14 protein-coding genes are annotated in these 16,037 nt (G+C 65.8%); 7 read left to right on the forward strand and 7 right to left on the reverse strand.

The window, feature by feature from the left end; genetic code table 11:
* Positions 1 to 25: 25 nt before the first annotated feature.
* The 5 genes from FXB38_RS35640 to FXB38_RS35660 all read right to left on the reverse strand — a co-directional run bounded on the left by FXB38_RS35640 (position 26) and on the right by FXB38_RS35660 (position 7,386).
* Entirely contained in the window at positions 26 to 424 is a 399-nt protein-coding gene (locus FXB38_RS35640; protein WP_148755623.1) for a DUF2946 domain-containing protein, read from the reverse strand.
* Between the two features lie 138 nt (positions 425 to 562).
* A complete protein-coding gene (locus FXB38_RS35645; RefSeq protein ID WP_148755624.1) occupies positions 563 to 2,626 on the reverse strand; it encodes a hypothetical protein in 2,064 nt (687 codons plus the stop codon).
* A 7-nt stretch (positions 2,627 to 2,633) separates the two neighbouring features.
* Positions 2,634 to 5,447 carry a DUF4159 domain-containing protein gene (locus FXB38_RS35650; RefSeq protein WP_148755625.1) on the reverse strand — a complete coding sequence of 938 codons (2,814 nt, stop codon included), beginning with the start codon at positions 5,445 to 5,447 and terminating at the stop codon, positions 2,634 to 2,636.
* Complete coding sequence (locus FXB38_RS35655; RefSeq protein WP_148755626.1) at positions 5,444 to 6,388, reverse strand: DUF58 domain-containing protein; 945 nt, start codon at positions 6,386 to 6,388, stop codon at positions 5,444 to 5,446. The genes FXB38_RS35650 and FXB38_RS35655 overlap by 4 nt, the downstream gene beginning before the upstream one ends.
* Positions 6,388 to 7,386, reverse strand: coding sequence for an AAA family ATPase (locus FXB38_RS35660; RefSeq protein ID WP_148755627.1), 999 nt, complete (start codon positions 7,384 to 7,386; stop codon positions 6,388 to 6,390). Before FXB38_RS35660 ends, FXB38_RS35655 begins: the two co-directional genes overlap by 1 nt.
* 304 nt (positions 7,387 to 7,690) lie before the next feature.
* Between FXB38_RS35660 and FXB38_RS35665 the strand changes: the two genes are divergently transcribed.
* The 5 genes from FXB38_RS35665 to FXB38_RS35685 are packed head-to-tail and all read left to right on the forward strand — an operon-like array spanning position 7,691 to position 11,297.
* Positions 7,691 to 8,302 (forward strand): DUF1285 domain-containing protein, encoded by a 612-nt coding sequence (locus FXB38_RS35665; protein WP_148755628.1) that lies wholly within the window; start codon positions 7,691 to 7,693, stop codon positions 8,300 to 8,302.
* Entirely contained in the window at positions 8,299 to 8,979 is a 681-nt protein-coding gene (locus FXB38_RS35670; protein WP_148755629.1) for a CoA pyrophosphatase, read from the forward strand. Before FXB38_RS35665 ends, FXB38_RS35670 begins: the two co-directional genes overlap by 4 nt.
* Positions 8,976 to 9,239: a DUF6111 family protein gene (locus FXB38_RS35675; protein ID WP_148755630.1), complete on the forward strand. Its 264-nt coding sequence runs from the start codon at positions 8,976 to 8,978 to the stop codon at positions 9,237 to 9,239. The genes FXB38_RS35670 and FXB38_RS35675 overlap by 4 nt, the downstream gene beginning before the upstream one ends.
* A 22-nt stretch (positions 9,240 to 9,261) precedes the next feature.
* Entirely contained in the window at positions 9,262 to 10,530 is a 1,269-nt protein-coding gene (locus FXB38_RS35680) for a CCA tRNA nucleotidyltransferase (protein ID WP_148755631.1), read from the forward strand.
* Complete coding sequence (locus tag FXB38_RS35685; protein ID WP_148755632.1) at positions 10,527 to 11,297, forward strand: sulfite exporter TauE/SafE family protein; 771 nt, start codon at positions 10,527 to 10,529, stop codon at positions 11,295 to 11,297. The genes FXB38_RS35680 and FXB38_RS35685 overlap by 4 nt, the downstream gene beginning before the upstream one ends.
* A gap of 51 nt (positions 11,298 to 11,348) precedes the next feature.
* On the opposite strand, the gene FXB38_RS35690 is transcribed toward FXB38_RS35685, so the two are convergent.
* Positions 11,349 to 12,173 (reverse strand): outer membrane protein, encoded by an 825-nt coding sequence (locus FXB38_RS35690; protein ID WP_148755633.1) that lies wholly within the window; start codon positions 12,171 to 12,173, stop codon positions 11,349 to 11,351.
* A 207-nt stretch (positions 12,174 to 12,380) separates the two neighbouring features.
* Between FXB38_RS35690 and FXB38_RS35695 the strand changes: the two genes are divergently transcribed.
* Positions 12,381 to 13,454, forward strand: coding sequence for a TauD/TfdA family dioxygenase (locus FXB38_RS35695; protein WP_148755634.1), 1,074 nt, complete (start codon positions 12,381 to 12,383; stop codon positions 13,452 to 13,454).
* A gap of 525 nt (positions 13,455 to 13,979) precedes the next feature.
* Here the strand turns inward: FXB38_RS35695 and FXB38_RS35700 are convergent.
* Entirely contained in the window at positions 13,980 to 14,231 is a 252-nt protein-coding gene (locus FXB38_RS35700; RefSeq protein ID WP_347340258.1) for a DUF3551 domain-containing protein, read from the reverse strand.
* A gap of 820 nt (positions 14,232 to 15,051) precedes the next feature.
* On the opposite strand from FXB38_RS35700, the gene FXB38_RS35710 reads away from it, so the two are divergent.
* Positions 15,052 to 15,912 (forward strand): L,D-transpeptidase, encoded by an 861-nt coding sequence (locus tag FXB38_RS35710; RefSeq protein ID WP_148755636.1) that lies wholly within the window; start codon positions 15,052 to 15,054, stop codon positions 15,910 to 15,912.
* Positions 15,913 to 16,037: the final 125 nt, after the last annotated feature.

Here is a 16,037-nt window from a genome sequence, read left to right on the forward strand (position 1 = left end):
GCCGAAGGCAGCTCAATCGATGGGATCAGGACGCAGGTGGGGCGCGTGGCTGGAATGCCGTGCGGGCCGATTGCAGATGGATGAATTCGGCATCGGTGGTGCGGTAAAGCAGCTCGACCGCCTGCGGCAGCAACAGCAGGGGCGGCGTCGCGAACGTGACCGTGGCGGCCATCGCGACCAAGGCGCAGATCGCGCAATTGTCCTCGCCCGGCCGTTCGCGATCGGGATTTGTCGGGGACTGCTTCTGGACCGATGCGCTGTCGGTCGATGCGATGCTCTTGGCGCTGTCGGCCAGCTGAGACTGGGCGAGGGGCGCGGCCTGCGCGAACCAATGGCTATGACCGAAGGTCAGCGCGAACTGCACCAGCATCGCGAACAACGCGAGCCGGGAGCCGTGCCTGATATTCGACCGGAACCACTTCATCTGGAAACGCCACCCCGCATCGCGAGGCGCCGATCGGCGGCGCGATGTTATATTGTAACATCGCAGCAAGGGTCAGCGGATGTCAACCGCCGCCGCAACGGTCCTGGCGGACCGTTGTAAGATGTGTCGTTCCGGCAACTAACGCCCTTCGCGCACCCAGGTCGCGGCGAAGGCGCCGAGCAGCAGCAGCAGGCCGATCAGGCCGGCAAAGATCGGCAGCACGCCGACGCCCTTGACGACGCTGGCGTCGCGCATCCGCACGCCCATCCAGCCGTCACCGGCAAACACGCTGGTCGAGCGCACCGGCACGATGCGCGGCAGCTCGACGCTGCCGCCATCCGCGATCCGCACGGCGCTGCCGCCGGTCGCCTGGGTCAGCGGCTTCAAGGTCTCGGTGGTGGAGGTGACTTCCGAAAACTCCTTCGGATTGGTCGGGCCGACATTGATCAGCGCCTTCAGCGTGCCGTCGGTCGCCTGCCACAGGCCGAGCTCGCTTGCGGGAAGGCTTGCGCGCCACTCGCCGGGATCGCCGGGGCTGAGCGTCAGATCACGCGAGACGCCGGAGGGCGAGGTCACGCTCACCGGCTGCACGCTGTCCGCCATGGTCTGGCGCACCACGACGAGATCCTTGCCCTGCACCTGGAGGCGCAGCGCCTCTTCATCGAGGTCCGGCTGCTTCATCAGCCAGTGCGACATCCGCCTGAGCAGATCGAGATGCGGACCACCGCCCTCGTAGCCGCGCGCCCACAGCCAGATGTGGTCGGACAGCAGCAGCGCGACGCGGCCCTCGCCGAAGCGCGACAGGAACAGCAGCGGCTTGCCGTCCGCGCCCGTCATCACCGGCGGGTTGACCGAATTGCGGGTCTCGACGGTGCGGAAGAAGCGGCTCCAGTGCGGCGGCTCGAACGCCGAGCCCTCCAGCCCGCGCGTGACGGGATGGCGTTTGCCGATGTCGGAGAGATGCGCATAGAACGGCTTCTCGGTGACGCCGACGGGTTCTGCCGGCAGCACCGTGTCGAGCGGCGTGCGCCAGATGCTGGTGGTCGAGGCATAGTCGGGGCCGGCCGACACCAGCACGGCGCCGCCGGCGCGCACGTAGCGCGCGATGTTGTCGAAATAGGCGATCGGCAGCACGCCCTGGCGGGCGTAGCGATCGAAGATGATCAGCTGGAATTCGTTGATGTGCTGCTGGAACAGCTCGCGGGTCGGAAACGCGATCAGCGACAATTCGTTGATCGGCGTGCCGTCCTGCTTCTCCGGCGGCCTTAGAATCGTGAAATGCACGAGGTCGACGCTGGCGTCGGACTTCAACAAATTGCGCCAGGTGCGTTCGCCGGAATGCGGCTCGCCGGACACCAGCAGCACGCGCAGCTTGTCGCGTACGCCGTCGATGGCGACGACGGCGCGATTGTTCACCGGCGTCAGCTCGCGCTCGAGCGGCGAGGCCTCGATCTCGACGATGTTCGGACCGGCATGCTTGATCTCGACGTCGACGCTGGCGCTCTGGCCGCTCGAGAGCGTGCGCTCGTTGATGACCTCGCCGTCGCGGCGGATCGTGACCTTGGCGCGCTCGCCGGTGACGCCCTGGTCGTCGAGCTTGTAGCTGATGGTCTGGTTCTGGCCGACGATGCCGAAGCGCGGTGCCGCCGTGATCGCGATGCGGCGGTCGCGCTCGTCCTTCTGTCCGGTGACCAGCGCCTGCACCGGCGCCTGGAAACCGAGCGCGGCGGCGTTGGCGGGGATATCGTGAACACGGCCGTCGGTGATCAGGAACGCGCCGGCGACGCGGTCGACCGGCACGTCCGACAGCGCGGAGGCCAGCGCGCCGAACAGCTTGGTGCCGTCGGTCTCGCCGTCGGCCTGTCCGGCATCGACGACGCGCACTTCAAGTCCCTTGATCTTCTTCAGGCTGTCGACCAGCGCCTCCTGCGCCTTCGCGGCTTCCTGGTTGCGCTTGCCGAAATTCTGGCTCGGGCTCTTGTCGACCACGACCGCGGCGACCGAGGTGAGGGGATCGCGGTCCTCGCGCGTGAAGGAGGGATTGGCGAGCGCGAGCAAGAACAGCGCCAGCGCCGCCACGCGCACCGCCGCGCCGCGCGCCCGCGCAACCAGCAGCACGATCGCGATGACCACGATGGCAGCGAGCGCGATCCACAGGACGATCGCGGGAACCAGCGGCGTGAACGCGATACCGTAATTCATATTGATCCTATTGCCCCAGCCGCTCGATCAGGGCCGGCGCATGCACCTGGTCGGCCTTGTAGTTGCCGGTCAGCGTGTACATCACGATGTTGACGCCGGCGCGGTAGGCGAATTCGCGCTGGCGCGGCTCGCCCGGGGTCAGCGGCAGCATCGGCTGGCCGTCGGGACGCAGCGCCCAGGCGCCTGCGAGGTCGTTGGAGGTGATGATGATCGGCGAGACGCCGTCGCCGCCGCGCGCGGGCCGTTGCGCGCTCTCGTCGTCGTCCTCGCGCGGCAGCGCTTCGACCCAGGTCTGGCCCGAGTTGAAGCGGCCGGGGAAGTCGCGCAAGAGATAGAAGGTCTTGGTCAGCACGTGCTCGCGCGGCACCGGCTCGAGCTCGGGCACGTCGAGCGAGGACAGGATCTCGCGCAAGGCCTGCATGCCCGGCGTCTGCGAGGCCCCGTTCTCGCCGGGCGGCGCTTCGACCGCGTCGCGGGTGTCGAAGATCACGGTGCCGCCCTGCTTCATATAGGCGTCGATCTTGTTGATGGCGTCCTGCGGCGGCTTCGGCGCGCCCGGCACGATCGGCCAGTAGATCAGCGGGAAGAAGGCCAGCTCGTCGCGCGCGGGGTCGACACCGACGGGATCGCCGGCCTCGAGCGCGGTGCGCTGCGCCAGGAACAGTGTCAGGCCGGACAGGCCCGCCTTGACGATGGAATCGACGTCGGCATTGCCGGTGACGACATAGGCGAGGCGGGTCTGCGAGGTCGACTTCATCGCGAACTCGTCCGACGCGCTGTCGGCGCGCGACGGCGTCGGCGTCAGCACGGCCATGCCTGCGAGCACGAAGCCAAGCAGGATCATGGCGGGCGCTGCGCGCCGGCGCAGCAGCGCGGCAAGGCCGCCGCCGAGCAGCGCCACGATGATGGCGTCCACCAGAAACAGCGCCAGCGCCGTCGACAGCAGCCAGCCGCGCAGATCGCGCGGCTCGGCGTTGGTGTAGGTGGCGTGCCGGGCGCGGAGGCCTGCGGTGTTGAGGGCTGCGATGCGGTCGGCGGCTGCGAGCGTGTTCACGGCGAGCGGTCCTTCTGCCGGACCGTAGAAGCCGGGTGGATGATCCGGCGTGGCGCGGTCGCGATAATCAGCCGTCAGCGGCTTGGCGGTGGCCGGCGGCGGCCCGAACGCGCCGAAGCCGTCGAGCAGATGCAGCGGCGCCAGCGTCTCGGTGCTGGGCTCAGCGGCAACGCCGGCGCCGGGCTTGGCGGTGTAGCCGGACATGTCGACGACGCGCCGGAGCATTTCGACGAAGGTGCCGGACATCGGCAGATCCGACCAGCGCATGTCGGCGCTGACATGGAACAGGCTGACCAGTCCCTTGCCGCGATGCTCGCCGGTCACCAGCGGCGTGCCGTCTTCGAGCGAGGCCCAGCTCTTGGTGGCAAGCACTGCGTCCGGCTCGGCCAGCACCTGCCGGCTCACGGTGACATCCTTGGGCACGACGACGCCGGCAAACGGACCGTCGGCGGCGAACGCGGCGAGATGCTGCGGCTTCTCCCAGGTCAGGCTGCCGCCGAGCGTGCGGCCGCCCTTGCGCAGCTTGACCGGAACGAGATCGTCTTCGGCCTGCGCCAGCCGCGGACCCGCGAACCGCACCAGCACGCCGCCCTGGTCGATCCAGGCGTTGAGACGCTCGCGCAATTCGGGCGCGACGGTGCCGACATCGGCCAGGATAATCATCGGCAGCTTCTGGTCGAGGAACTGAGTGATGCCTTGCTGCGGCGAACCCTTGTCGGCAAGCCGCACGTCGGCGAACGGCGCCAGCGCGCGCGTCAGGTAGAAGGTCGGTGCCAGGAGCGGCTGCGCGGTCTCGCTGGTTGCGCCCGAGACGATGCCGATGGCGCGCCGCCGCCAGCGCTTGTCGAGCAGCTGCACCGCGCCGGCCGAACGCTCGCCGGAGATCTCGAGCCGCGAGATGTCGTTGCGCAGCTCGACCGGAAGGTCGAACGCCGCCTCGACCTCCTTGTCCTGCGGGCCGAAGGTGAAGCGCGCCTCGCCGATCGGCGAGGCCTTCTGGTCCAGCGCCCGCACGGTGCCGGCGGCAATGCCGCTGTCGGTGCGCAGCACCTTCACCGTCATCCTCGCCGCCGCGTTTTCCGCCGCGACCAGCGCCAGCGGGGAGGAGGTGCCGCCTTCGAACACCGTCAAGCTGCGATCCCCTAAGGTCTTGCCGAGCCCCTGCACGAACTCTTCGCCGCGGCCGGTGTCGACGCCGTCAGACAGCCAGGCGATCTCGCAGTCGCCGGTCGCTTTCAGGAAACGATCGATTGCCGTGAGGGTTTCAACGCGCTCGATCGAATAGGGCTTTGGCACGATCTGCCGCAGCGCAACGCGCGCAACGCCCGCCGGCATCAGCGTGATGTCGCGATTCGGCTCGGACAGTGGCACCAGCGCGATCGCGCGGCGGTCATTGTCGGCATTGGCGATCAGCTCGTCGGCGGCCCGGATCCGCGTGTCCCAGTTCGAGGCGGCGCTCCAGCCGTCATCGAGCATGATCATCAGCGGCGCCTTGCTGGAGGCGAGGCCGGTTTGCGGATTCCAGATCGGGCCGGCGGCGGCGAAGATCACCAGGGCTGCGGCGAGCAGGCGCAGTGCGGTCAGCCACCACGGCGTCCGCGCTGGCGTCTCTTCCCGTGGTGCGATGTCGAACAGCAGGCGGGTCGGCGGAAATTCGATGCGGCGCGGCCGCGGCGGCATCACGCGCAACAGCCACCACAGCACCGGCAGGCTGACGAGGCCGATCAGGAGCAGCGGTTCGGTGAAGGCGAGCGGCAATCCCATCATGCGGCCGGCCCCGCCTTGATCGAGGTGGTGCGGGCGCCCGACTTGCTCACCTGCATGCCGGCATGGAGGAACAGCAAGAGTTCAGCGGCCGAGCGGTCGGTCGCATGCGTCGTGAACAGCCAGTCGAGCTTGTTGGTCTCGGCGCGGATCTGGTCGCGGTGCAGCGCCAGCCGCGCGGTGTAATCGTCCACCCAGCTCTCGGCGCGGCCGGCGGTGATCACGCCAAAGCCTTCCGGCTCGACGAACTCGACGCGGCCGGAATAGGGAAAACTCTCTTCGGCGGGATCGACGACCTGCACCAGCGTGCCATGCGCGCCGGAGCCGGAGAGCCCCGCGAGCGTGGTCCTGATCTCCGCGATCGGCGACCAGAAATCCGACAGCACGATGGTCTCGGCCAGCGCGGCGGGGACGAAGGACGGCGGCAGGCTCAGCCGGTCTGCATCGTCATGCAGCATCGCCTGCGCCATCTTGTCGATGACGCTGCTGCTTGCGGTCGGCGCCATCAATCCGGGAATGCCGACGCGCTCGCCGCCCGCAACCAGCAGCTCGGCCAGCGCGAATGCAACGATCAGCGTGCGCTCCAATTTGGAGTCACGTGCGGTCTTCGAGGCGAATGCCATCGACGGCGAACGATCAGGCCAGATCCAGACCGTGTGCGAGGCCTCCCATTCGAGCTCGCGGACATAGAGATGGTCGTCACGCGCCGAGCGGCGCCAGTCGACTCTCTGCGCCGGCTCGCCGGAGACGAAGCGGCGGTACTGCCAGAAATTTTCACCGGACCCCGCGCGGCGCCGGCCGTGCAGGCCGTGGATGACGTTGGCGGCGATGCGGCGGGCCTCGAGCACCAGGCGCGGCAGCGAAGCGGCGAGCGTACGGCTTTCGCCATCGGCACGTCGGATCGCGATGACCTCCTTTGCTGTGTGCCCGGTCTCTGCGGCCATCAACCGATCCGTGTCTTCAATTGCCGGATCACGTCCGGAATCGTACGTCCCTCGGCGCGCGCCTGGAACGTCAGCGCCATGCGGTGCTTCAGGATCGGCTCGGCGAGGTCGAGCACGTCGTCGACTGAGGGCGCGAGACGTCCGTCGATCAGCGCGCGGGCGCGCACGGCGAGCATCAGCGATTGGCTGGCGCGCGGACCGGGGCCCCAGGCGATGAACTTGCCGGCCTCGCCGCTCTCCTCGCCCGGACGGGCCGAGCGCACCAGCGACAGGATGGCTTCGACCACGGAATCGCCGACCGGCAGGCGGCGCACCAGCCGCTGCGCGGTGATCAGCGCATCGGCGGTCATCGAGCCCTTCGCCAGCGTGTCTTCGGCGCCGGTGGTCTCGAACAGGATGCGGCGTTCGGCGTCGCGATCGGGATAGTCGACGTCGATCTCCATCAGGAAGCGGTCGAGCTGCGCCTCGGGCAGCGGATAGGTGCCTTCCTGCTCAAGCGGGTTTTGCGTCGCGAGCACGTGGAACGGTTTTGGCAGATCGTGGCGCGCGCCGGCCACGGTGATGTGCTGCTCCTGCATCGCCTGCAGCAGCGCCGATTGCGTGCGCGGGCTGGCGCGGTTGATCTCGTCGGCCATCAGCAGCTGCGCGAAGACCGGGCCGGAGATGAAGCGGAACGAGCGCTTGCCGGCGGTGCTCTCGTCGAGCACTTCGGCGCCGAGAATATCCGACGGCATCAGGTCAGGCGTGAACTGGATGCGCTTGGCATCGAGACCGAGCGTGACGCCGAGCGTCTCGACCAGCTTGGTCTTGGCAAGGCCGGGCACGCCGATCAAAAGCGCGTGGCCGCCGGAGAGGATGGTGACCAGCGTGTTCTCGATCACGCGATCCTGGCCGAAGATCACCGATGCGATCGCGTCCTTCGCCGCGCGCACCTGGCTCGACACCTGCTCGGCCGAACGGACGATGCCGTCTTCGAGCTTCTCGACACTTTCCGCCATCCGTTAGCTCCTTAAGCCTGTCACGCGGCAATCTTGCGTCGTCAGATCATCTGCCGTCACGTGATCTCGTCACGTGATCACATGGGCCCCATGCTAGACTTGCAGGAAGGCCATGTATTCGTTGAATTAACCTATCCCCACCTTATCGGCTTAGGGTTATGTAGGGCATCACGAAGTGGCGACCTCCACACCGGACTAATGCGGGGTGGAACCGCGCACTGATCTGCAACGTAGACTTACAAATCAGACGTGCACCAATCGTGCCAAACGACATACGTGCGAAATGACAAAGTCAGGGCAAACCATGGCGAACCAAGGGCAGAGCGCCGACCGCGGTCTTGAGGGGCTGACTGCCGCCGCCAAAACTGCTGCCGGTGCCGAAGGCGCCAAAAAGGGCCTGCCTCCGGTGCATTTGTGGAATCCGCCGTTCTGTGGCGATCTCGACATCCGAATCGCGTCCGATGGTACTTGGTTCTACATGGGCACGCCAATCGGGCGTCATGCGCTGGTGCGGCTGTTCTCGACCATCCTCAAGCGCGAGGGCGACAAGCATTTCCTCGTCACGCCTGTGGAGAAGGTGGGCATCCGCGTCGACGACGCGCCGTTCATGGCGGTCGAGATGCAAAAGAACGGCGAGGACAACCATCGCGTGCTGAGCTTCCGCACCAATGTCGACGACTGGGTCACTTGCGATGCCGCGCACCGGCTGCGCTTCGAGCAGGCCAGGGACGGCGGGTTGACGCCATACTTGCATGTCCGCGCCGATCTCTGGGCCAAGGTCACCCGCGCGCTCTATTACGATCTGGTTGACATGGGCGAGGAGCGGATGGTCGATGGCCAGCCGATGTTCGGCGTCGAGTCGGCCGGCGAGTTCTTCGCCATGGCCGACGCGGAGCAGGTGAGGGCCGCACTTTGAACAAGCCTATCTCCAGAAGCGAGAAGAGCGAGCCCGTTGCTTTCGGCGCGGCGGATTTCTTCGCCCGCTCCAGGGCGAAGCTCGGCTTCGACGTTCCGCCCGGCCTGTTTGACCCGAACATCATTCCGGCCTCCGGCGATCCCGGCACCGACAAGATGCTCGAGATCGTCGCGCGCGAGCAGCCGGTGCGCCCCGCAGCCGTCCTGATCGCGGTGGTTGACCATCCCGAGCCGACCATCCTGCTGACGCAGCGCTCGACGAACCTCAACGATCACGCCGGCCAGATCGCCTTTCCCGGCGGCAAGATCGACGCGACCGATTCCTCGCCGCTCGACGCCGCGCTGCGCGAAGCGGAGGAGGAGGTCGGGCTGTCGCGCGATTTCGTCGAGCCGATCGGCTATCTCGATCTCTATGGCACCGCGTTCGGCTTCCGCATCCTGCCGACGGTCGCCAGGGTGCGGCCGGGTTTTCAGCTCACCATCAACCATTCCGAGGTTGATGACGCATTCGAAGTGCCGCTATCCTTCCTCATGAATCCGGTGAACCACCAGGTGCACAGCAAGGAATTCCGCGGCATGGAGCGGTTTTACTATGCGATGCCGTTTGCAGAGCGCTACATCTGGGGTGCGACGGCCGGAATGCTGCGTGTGCTGTATGAGCGGATCTATTCGTCATGATCCGGCCGGTTCTGACCGAGATCGGAATCTTCCTCATCCCCTTTGCCGTCTATGCGCTGTTCCTGGCCGCCACGCGATCCGGCCTGTTCGTGCAATCGTCGTGGCCGATCACCGTCGTCGCGCGCCTCATCCTGGTGGCGCTGGTGCTTGTCATCGCCGGGTTGATCGGGCTGGCGCATTTCTCCGGCGCCGCACCGAACTCGACCTACATTCCCGCCCACATCGAGCATGGCAAGCTCGTGCCGGGCAGGGACAGCTGAATGGAAAGATAAGGGCCGGACAATGAGCGCGGAGCCGATCCTTGAGCCGGTCCTTGCCGGTGCGCCCTGGCTGACCGCGGGCGGGACCGCGCGCGTCCTGCAACTGCTTAACGCCGATGGCGAGGAGGCGCGCGTGGTCGGCGGTACCGTCCGCAACGCGCTGCTCGGCCTGCCGCCGGGCGATACGGATATCGCGACCACGGCGCGCCCCGACGAGGTGGTCCGGCGCGCGAAAGCTGCCGGCATCAAGTGCGTGCCGACCGGCATCGACCACGGCACCGTCACGCTGGTCATCGACAGCGTGCCTTACGAAGTCACGACGCTGCGCGAGGATACCGAAACGTTCGGCCGCAAGGCCAGGGTCGCCTTCGGCCGCGACTGGGTGAAGGACGCCGAGCGGCGCGACTTCACCATGAACGGCCTGTCGGTCGACGCCAACGGCGTCGTCTACGACTATGTCGGCGGCATCGCGGATGCGAGAGCGCGGCGCGTGCGCTTCATCGGCGACGCCGACCAGCGCATCGCCGAGGATTACTTGCGCATCCTGCGCTTCTTCCGCATCCATGCCGCGTTCGGCGCCGGCGAGCCCGACCGCGACGGCTATCTCGCCTGCATCCGCGGGCGCGCGGGCCTTGCGGCCCTGTCGGCCGAGCGCGTGCGCATGGAGATGCTGAAATTGCTGGTGGCGGGCGGTGCATCCGCAGCCACGCTCGCGATGGCCGATGCCGGATTGCTGCAAACGCTGACCGGTGGTGTCGCCTATGCCGGGCCACTGACGGCGATGATCGCGATCGAGCAAGAGCTGCGCTTGCCGCCAAGCGTAACGCGCCGTCTCGCCGCGCTGACGGTGGCCGTGACCGAAGACGCCAAGCGTGTCGCCATGCGCTTGAGGCTCTCCAATGCCGAGGCCAAGGCGCTGGATTCGATGGGCCATCGCTGGTGGCGCTTCGCCACCAAGAACGAGGCCGGTGCGCGGCGGCTCCTCTACCGGCTGGGGCCCGAGCGCTATCACGACCGTGTGTTGCTGGGCTGGGCGAGGGCCGGCGGCGACGTGACCTCGTCGCGCTGGCGCGAGCTCGCGGAGCTGCCGCAACGCTGGACCGCGCCGAAATTCCCGCTGAAAGCCGCCGACTTCATCGCGCGCGGCATGGCCGAAGGGCCTGCGCTCGGACATGTGTTGACACTCGCCGAGGACGCTTGGCTTGCGGCGGATTTTCCACTAGACGAGGCCGCACTCGCTTCCATCGCCGATCAAGCTGCGGCACGCATCAGCCGCGATGAGAGAACGTGACCATCGTCTCAGGCTTCGCCGACATCTCGATGTTTCAGCTTCTGCTGGTCGCGTTGATGGCGTTGTTTGCCTCGATCATCGGTGGTCTTGCCGGTTACGGCACCGGCGCGTTGATGCCGCTGGTGCTGGTGCCGCTGGTCGGTGCCGAGCCGGTGGTGCCGATCATCGCGATCTCCGCACTCTTCACCAATTCCAGCCGTGCGGTCGCCTATCTCCGCTATGCCGATCGCCGCCGTGCGCTGATCGTGCTGGCCTGCGCGGCGCTGACCACCGCGCTCGGCGCCTACGGCTATACACGCCTCACCAATGCCGGAGCTGCACTCGTGATCGGCACCATGCTGATCCTGAGCGTGCCGCTGCGCCGTGTGCTGCGCCGCCGCGAGGTCAAGATCGGCGACACCGGTCTCGCCGCAGGCTCCGTCGGCTACGGCGTGCTGGTCGGCGGCACGTCAGGCTCGGGCGTGATCCTGCTCTCGCTCTTGATGGCCGCGGGCCTCGAAGGCGCCGCCGTGATCGCGACCGACGCGATGATCTCGCTCGGCACCGGCCTGATCAAGATCTCGGTGTTCGGCCTCGCCGGCGCCGTCACCGCGCAGGTGCTCGCCTTCGCGCTCCTGATCGGCGGCATCGCCATCCCCGGCGCGTTCATGGCAAAAGCCTTCGTCGAGCGGATGCCGGTGCATATCCACACCGCGATCCTCGATGTCGCCGTGATCACCGGCGGGCTGGTGATGATCTCGGCGGCGGCGAGGCAGCTGGTCACGTAGATGGCCGGCCCGATTGGCATTCGTGCAGCGGCGACGACGTCCCGTTCATCTCTAGAAGTTGTAGTTCAGGCCGACGCGCACCAGATTGCCGTTATTGCGAAATCGGTACGTGATCGTATTGCCCGCATCGCCCGGAACCGGGGCGTAATCCAGGGTGAGGTTTTGCGTGCCAAGATCGTAGTAGAGGTATTCGAACTTGGCCCTCCAATTGCTGGCAAATGCGTATTCCAGGCCGCCACCCGCCGTCCACCCGACGCGAACCGCCGCCGAGCTGGCGCTGATCAAAAACGGGCCAGCGCCGTTTGGCACGCCAATGGTATAGATGCTGTCATCGACCTTGCCATAGGCCAGGCCGCCGGTCACGAACGCAAGCAGCCTGTTGTTCAGGGTTGTGAACCCGAGGCGACCGCGTACGGTCCCGAGCCAGCCCAGCTTTTGTGTCGCGGATTCGGTATTGGCGTCGATGATGCCGCCGCCGATGAAAGGGGTCGCCGGGAACACGCGCGTGTCGGTCTTCTTCAGGCCGCTGTAGTTGATGTCGGCTTCAATACCTGCGACCCAATTTGACCCGAATTGGAAGTTGTATCCAACCTGACCCCCGCCGGTGAAAGCGGTATTGCCGACGTCGAAGCTCGGAAATTGGCCAACGGCCTGGCGCCCGGAAAAGTCAACGCCGGTGGTCGTGAATGACACGGGGTCCGCCCGCCGGTCGCTCCATATGACGCCCACGTTCCCGCCCAGGTAGAACCCGGACCAGCTGTAGGCGACCGGTGCCGCTCCCGCAGGCGCCGCCTTGTACACGGGCGCGAGATCGGCCGCGTTGGCCGAACCAGCGATCAAAATCGTGGCGATAGCAGCAGGAACCCACGTCTGCACGGACCATCTCCCGTTACCCCGTGGGCTTATCTAACCACAAGCACGGGACGATACCTGTGCACTTCAGGCAACACCTTGTGAAATAGTGCAATCCCCTCTCGGTGAGCGGGCCGCCCCTTGCTCGGGTGTATGGTGCGGTTGAAGGATTGAGCTGCGAAATTGAAGTTCCGACGTCTTACCTGGCGATCAATCTCAGGAGCCACCACGATGAATGCGGTCTCAGCGCCCGACAGGATCAATCGCCCTCCAGGGAAAATCGATATCCCGTCGGCCTGGCGAGGCGCCGAGATGAAGGCCAATCCTGATCGATGGCTGATATCGCTTGCGGCCAGCGAGATCACGGAGCTTGAGAACGCCGCTGAATCCTATCTTGGCAGAAGCAAGAAAATCGCCGAGATCACCAGGGACAGCTTTCCGCTTCCTCGCTTCGGCGCGCACCTGGAAGGGCTCAAGACAAGGCTGCTGGCCGGCCTTGGCTTCGAGGTCATCCGCGGCCTCCCGGTGGCCAATTACAGCCAGGCGTTTGCCGCCACGATATTCTGCGGGGTCGGCGCGCATCTGGGGTCGGCTCGGTCCCAGAATGCGGCGGGTCACATTCTCGGTCACGTCCGTGACACCGGCGCCGATGCCAGGGATCCGAACACCCGGATTTATCAGACGTCGGAACGGCAAACGTTCCACACGGATTCCTCCGACGTGGTGGGGCTGTTATGCATTCGCGAAGCCATGGAGGGAGGCGATTCTCTCCTTGTCAGCACGACGACCATCTACAACGAGATGCTCGAGAGGCGTCCCGACCTTGCCGCGCTCCTGTTTGATCCCATCGCGACCGACCGGCGCGGCGAGGTGCCCGAGAACGAAAAGCCGTATCTCGAAATCCCGGTGCTGAATTGGCACGCGGGATTCCTGACCGGCTTCTATCAGCGCCAGTATATCGACAGTGCGCAGCGCTTTGCCGATGCGCCGAGACTGACGCCGGCTCACGTCGAGGCGCTCGATCTGTTCGACGCGCTCGCAAATGATACCACGCTGCATTTTGGCATGCGGCTTCAGCCGGGTGACATGCAGTTCGTCTACAATCATGCCTTGCTGCATGACCGGACCGGATTCCGTGATTGGCCCAATGCAAGCCAGAAGCGTCATTTGCTGCGCCTCTGGCTCAGCATGGAAGGTGACCGGCCGCTGCCCGATTGCTTCAAGCAGCGCTATGGTTCGATCGAGATCGGCAACCGTGGCGGCATCATCACCAAAGGTGCCAGTCTGAACGTGCCGTTGGATTGATGGTCGAAGTCAGACGACGTCGCTCGCCCCAAGCATTACGGGCTGTGCACGGTGGCCAGAAATCGCTCCTTTTCGCCAGGCGCATAACCCTGACAAGCGCCGTAATACGGTTCAGGCTTGTCACAGGAGGGGGTGGACCGGAATTGGGCCGGCGGCGGCGGTGGCGCGTAGGCAAAGCTCGAAGCGGGACCTGGTGCGAACATGCCCTGTTGGGAGTGAACGACAGCGTGCCGGTGGGCGTGATGTACCGGCGCCGCGTTCGCAACGCCGCACAGGGCGCTCAAGAGGCTCAAGGCCAAAATGGAACGCATCGCTTTTCTCCAGCTGCCCCTCGCTCCGTACGTAACGCCCGGCCGCAGAGCCCCAAGGGATAACGGCTTCACGACTGCTCACATCCCCGGCATCATGACCGAAGGGACCAGTCTGGACGTACCGTTGGATTGACGTCCGCGCGTACGCGGTTGCGGGCAGAGAAGCGCACATTAGGGGAGCCGGAGCCGAGCACTCCGATCAGCGTTGCCGTGATCAGCGCGTCCGGGGCGTCCGGGGCGGAGCCGGCTGTTTGAACCTGACGCGCGGGTTGACATCGCAATAGGTGTTCCACCGCCCGGACGCCGAGGCCAGGCACTGTTCTCGCGTTACATACATGCACTCGCCGGGAGCGCCGAGCTCGCCGCCAAAGACGCACCAGGGATAGTCACGCTCTGCGTGCGCTGCGGGAGCAAGCCCCGCGACCATGAAGACAACCAGCGCGGCGATCCGCATGAGATACTCCATCAGTCAGCCGAACGGCGATCGCCGGTGGCTGAATGTGGCTAACGAATTGTCGCCCCAGCCGCAAGGATCAATCCGGCGTTACACGACATCGTTCCTGACGAATTGCGAAAGCTTATCATCAGCCTTTAGGAACGTCCGCATGTAGCTTCGGTTGACGGCCACAACGTCAAACGGAGTTGAAGAATGCGAAAGACGATTTTCTCAATGGCCATGTGCGCGTTGCTGGCCGGTGCGTCGATCGGCTTCGCCCACGCCCAGGCGGGCGGCGGCAGTGCAGGTGGAGGAGCGGGTGCGGGCGCTGGAGGAGCCGGTGCAGGTGCGGCCGCTGGAACAGGCGCCGCTGGCGTGGGAGGAGCCGGGTCCGCGGCCGGTAACGGATCGGGCAGCGGCACAACCGGCATGGGCGGCGGCGCTGGCAGTGCCGGGGCCGGATCCGATGGAGGCACCAACAGCGGCCAGGGCGGGCCCCAGACGCTTCGTCCCGGCAGGAGCAACGATCCCACCGGTCGCTGACATCCTCGCCGCGTGATCTGACAAGAAAAAGGAGGCTGCCGAGTCGCGCTCGGCAGCTTCTTTCCTATGAGGGCGTCTTCAGATTGTTCGGACCGCCCCACCGGACATCCGCACGCGCATGTTGCAGTCCGTCAGAAGCGCGTCGTCCACCTCGCTCCCTGGCTATGGAGCGGGACCGTCAAGTCCTGTTCGATCGAACAAGAGTTGGCGTTAACGGCGCTTAATGGTTCCAGTCTGAGCGGAATCGCTTCGAAGTTTGTTAAATTTTGCTGGGTACGTCTTCCAGGCAGTGATCTGGGGGAAAGATATGAGCAAGCGGGCCAAACGTGGAAAGGCAGAGACACTTGCACTCCCAATGGTCGGCAGAGTTGCAATCGGCGCCGTGGCCGTCGCCGCATTGGGGTACAGCTTGCTGTCTCGCCCGGCGAGCGTGCCACCGATACGAAAACCCTCCGCGCACCAGGCCCTGGCGTCGTCAACTCCGGTTTATGTGTCAACGCCGGTTCATGCATCAGCGCCAGCCCCAGCTCCGATTCCTGCTCCGGCGCCTCCGGCCGAACCACCAAAGGCCGCTAACGGTCCCGGAGCATTTGTTCGGCAGGTGGTTGACTACGCCAGCCACCAGACCCCGGGGACCGTGATCATCGATACCAAGAACACATTCCTTTATTTCGTCCTGAACGACGCACAAGCGATGCGCTACGGCATCGGTGTTGGCCGCGAAGGTTTCGCATGGTCCGGTGAGCAGACCGTGGCCCGTAAGACAGAATGGCCGGATTGGCGTCCGCCTGCAGAGATGGTTGTGCGTCAGCCTTATCTGCCGCGGTTTATGGCAGGCGGTCCCGGCAACCCGCTCGGCGCCCGGGCGATGTATCTGGGCGAGACCGAATATAGAATTCACGGCACCAACAAGCCCGACACGATCGGGAAGCGGGTTTCGTCCGGCTGTATCCGGCTGACCAACGAGGACGTCGCGGATCTTTACGAGCGGGTGAAAGTCGGAGCGAAGGTGATCGTGCTTCCGGCAAATGCTGCCCGTCGACCATCCCAGGAAGCGCCGCCCGACGCCGCGCTCCGATCGCCAGACCCGGCATCGCCATCGAACCGGCCCTCGGCAACGAACGCGCAGATGCCGTCGTCTGGACCGAGGATCGCCGAGGTCCAGTAACTCAGTGTCATCCTCGGTCTGCAACTGCGGACAAGGAGGCAATTCAAGGCGTCGCCTTCAAGAATTACGGTGGCAGTGCATTCAATTCGGGCCAGCACAATTAGGTGCACTGAAGATCATCTAGC

The organism is Bradyrhizobium cytisi (genome assembly GCF_008123515.1).
GTDB lineage: Bacteria > Pseudomonadota > Alphaproteobacteria > Rhizobiales > Xanthobacteraceae > Bradyrhizobium > Bradyrhizobium cytisi.